Genomic DNA, 2,747 nt, shown 5'->3' on the forward strand with positions numbered 1-2,747 from the left:
CTGGTGACACAGCGCAAGCTCATGAAACGGGACTTAACTTAGTCGTATGTATACAAAAATAACTAAAAAGGGAGGGAGAGCAGGTGAATATTCCAGTGCAAATTGATGAGAATAGCGCGGAACCGCTGTATGCACAGATTGAAAAGCAGCTTCGTTCACTCATTGTAACCGGACAGATTGCAGCGGGAACGCTGCTTCCCTCCATTCGTGAGTTTGCGGGGACGCTCCGTTGCAGTGTAATCACCGTCCGGCGGGTCTATCAGGATTTAGAGAACGAAGGCTTGCTTCGTACCCGGCAGGGAACGGGCACCTTCGTAGCTCTGGTCGAGGATGATATGCGCTCAGGTTACCGCCTTAAAGCGGTGACTGAGGCATTGGAAACGGCGATTGCCACAGGCATCGCTGTACAGATGACAGAGCAGGAATTATTGGAGCTTTTCGCAGAAATGGTGAAAAGAAGGTATGAAGTCCAGGTGAAGGAGTGACAGCTGTGAGCAATCATGTGGAAGTTCCTATGGAAATACAGAGGAAAGTACCGATTATTGAGATGAGCCAGGTCTTTAAAACCCGGGGTGACCGGAAGATTGGGCCGATTAATCTAACGGTTGAACCAGGATATGTGGTCGCCTTGACTGGACATAACGGATCAGGGAAAAGCACATTGATTCACTTGCTAACTCAGCTTATTCATCCGGATTCCGGTGAGATTCGTTGGTTCGGTCAAGCCTACCCCAATGGTATGCCGGCAGATACACGACAATGGGTTGGGTATATACCGGAGCAGCCGGTTCGCGAGGAGGATCGATTAACGGCAGAAGCAGCAGCGGCTTTTCGAGCCTTGTGGTATCCCGGCTGGGACGAAACACGTTTTCAGAGGTTAATGGACCGTTTTCAGGTTCCAGCACATACGAAATTATCGCGTATGTCCAAGGGACAACGCCGGAAATTCGAACTGGCTGCTGCCTTGGCGCCGCACCCTCGTGTGTTGCTGCTGGATGAGCCTTCATCGGGTTTAGATCCTTTTGCCTGGAAAATCATGCTGGAGGAACTGCGGGATTGTATGAAGAACGGCAAAACGACGATCATTATTGCTACCCATATCATGGACGAGATCAAGCGTTTGGCGGATTACATTGTTTTGATGCACGATGGCAGGCTGCTTGGCAAGCTGGAAAAAGATCATCTACTCGAAAATAGCAAGGAAATGTGGTTTGAAGGTACACCCGAGGAGGCATCGGAGCTTCCGGGAGTTGTAGAGACGGAGAGTGATGGGAATTTACAGCGAATTATAACGCTGGCCGCCGGGGAGACCAGTGCTATATTGGAACAGGCGGGGATTCGCCCCATCCGTGTGCGGCGTCTGGAGCTGGATGATATTTTAGTATATTGGTCTGCAGGACAAATATCTGCGAATGCTGAGACATTCATAAAGAAAGAAGGGATGGAGCAATCATGAGCATGCTGGAATTGGAAAAGGTCGTGAAGCAATATGGGAATCATACAGCAGTAAACGGAATATCGCTGAATGTGAACGGCGGCGAGATTTACGGACTGCTGGGAGGCAATGGAGCAGGCAAAACGACAACGATGCGCATGGTGCTCGGCCTGATTTACCCTGACGGGGGTAGCATCCAATATGAGGGCAAGCCCTACAGCAAGGAGCTTCAGCGGACAATGGGCTATTTGCCTGAAGAGCGTGGGCTGTACCCCAAGGTGAAGGTAAACGAGCAGATTAACTACTTGGGCAGGCTGCGTGGAATGTCGGCCAAGGAGGCGGACCAAAGTCTGCGCTACTGGCTGGAACGTTTTGGAGTGCCAGAATATTACGATAAGCGGATTGAGGAGCTATCTAAGGGAAATCAGCAGAAAATGGGCTTTATTGCTGCGGTTGTGCATCGCCCGACGCTGCTCATTTTGGATGAGGCCTTCAGTGGACTGGACCCGGTAAATGTTGAATTGCTTAAGGAGACGGTGAAGGAACTACGGGACGAGGGTGCTGCAATTTTATTCTCAACCCACCGCATGGAGCATGTAGAGGAACTGTGCCGGCATATTACGATTTTGCATCGCTCGAATACCGTAGTGCAAGGAAGTGTGCAAGAGATCAAGGGCCGCTACCCACGTGAAAAAGTTCGTCTCATCACTACAGGTGAAGTGAACGGACTGGAACAGCTGCCCGGCGTACTCCGTGTAGAGCGTATGGATCGTGGCTGGATGCTGCATATTGAGCAGCCGGATACGGCGAAGTTAATTTTGCAAACAGCGTTGGGACAAACGGATGTGGAACATTTTGAGATCAAGGAACCTACGCTCAATGAAATTTTCATAAGAGAGGTGGGAGATTCCCATGAATAGACTGGGCACAGTGATCGGTTTTACGTTTCGTCAGAAGGCGAGGACCAAATCTTTTATCATTACGACACTGGTATTGGCCTTGCTCATCACACTGGGCATGAATCTGCCGTATATCATTTCCTTGTTTAAAGGAGAAGGAGCCGGAGGTTCCAGCACAACGGCAACCGAGCATCAACGTTTGGGTCTGATTGCCGGGAACCAGACTGAAGTGGCGAGACAGCTGGAACAGTTTACCAAGAAGCAATCCAACCCGGCAGCCGTCTGGGTACGTTATGACAGCGTACAAGCGCCAGCAATGCAGCAAGCCTTGAAGAATGGAAAGCTGCAAGGTTACGTGCAGTTCACAGAGCCTGCCGCCAAGGGAGACACGTTTCCCAAAGTGGAGTACGTCT

3 protein-coding genes and 1 pseudogene are annotated in these 2,747 nt (G+C 50.5%); all 4 read left to right on the forward strand.

What is annotated here, in order from left to right; translation table 11 throughout:
• Window positions 1-83: 83 nt before the first annotated feature.
• Complete coding sequence (locus AC5V8P_RS24955) at window positions 84-485, forward strand: GntR family transcriptional regulator (RefSeq protein ID WP_013369244.1); 402 nt, start codon at window positions 84-86, stop codon at window positions 483-485.
• Window positions 486-490: 5 nt separating this feature from the next.
• Window positions 491-1,456 (forward strand): ABC transporter ATP-binding protein, encoded by a 966-nt coding sequence (locus AC5V8P_RS24960; RefSeq protein ID WP_081276792.1) that lies wholly within the window; start codon window positions 491-493, stop codon window positions 1,454-1,456.
• Entirely contained in the window at window positions 1,453-2,355 is a 903-nt protein-coding gene (locus AC5V8P_RS24965; protein ID WP_064796649.1) for an ABC transporter ATP-binding protein, read from the forward strand. Before AC5V8P_RS24960 ends, AC5V8P_RS24965 begins: the two co-directional genes overlap by 4 nt.
• A pseudogene (locus AC5V8P_RS24970) lies at window positions 2,348-2,747 on the forward strand (ABC transporter permease); the annotation flags it as partial. The gene AC5V8P_RS24965 and the pseudogene AC5V8P_RS24970, both read left to right, overlap by 8 nt.

Source organism: Paenibacillus sp. N119s (genome assembly GCF_059447605.1).

What these genes read in the sequence shown, in the direction of transcription:
- AC5V8P_RS24965 (WP_064796649.1), top strand. Translation starts at nt 1,453, where the DNA reads ATGAGCATGCTGGAATTGGAAAAGGTCGTGAAGCAATATGGGAATCAT.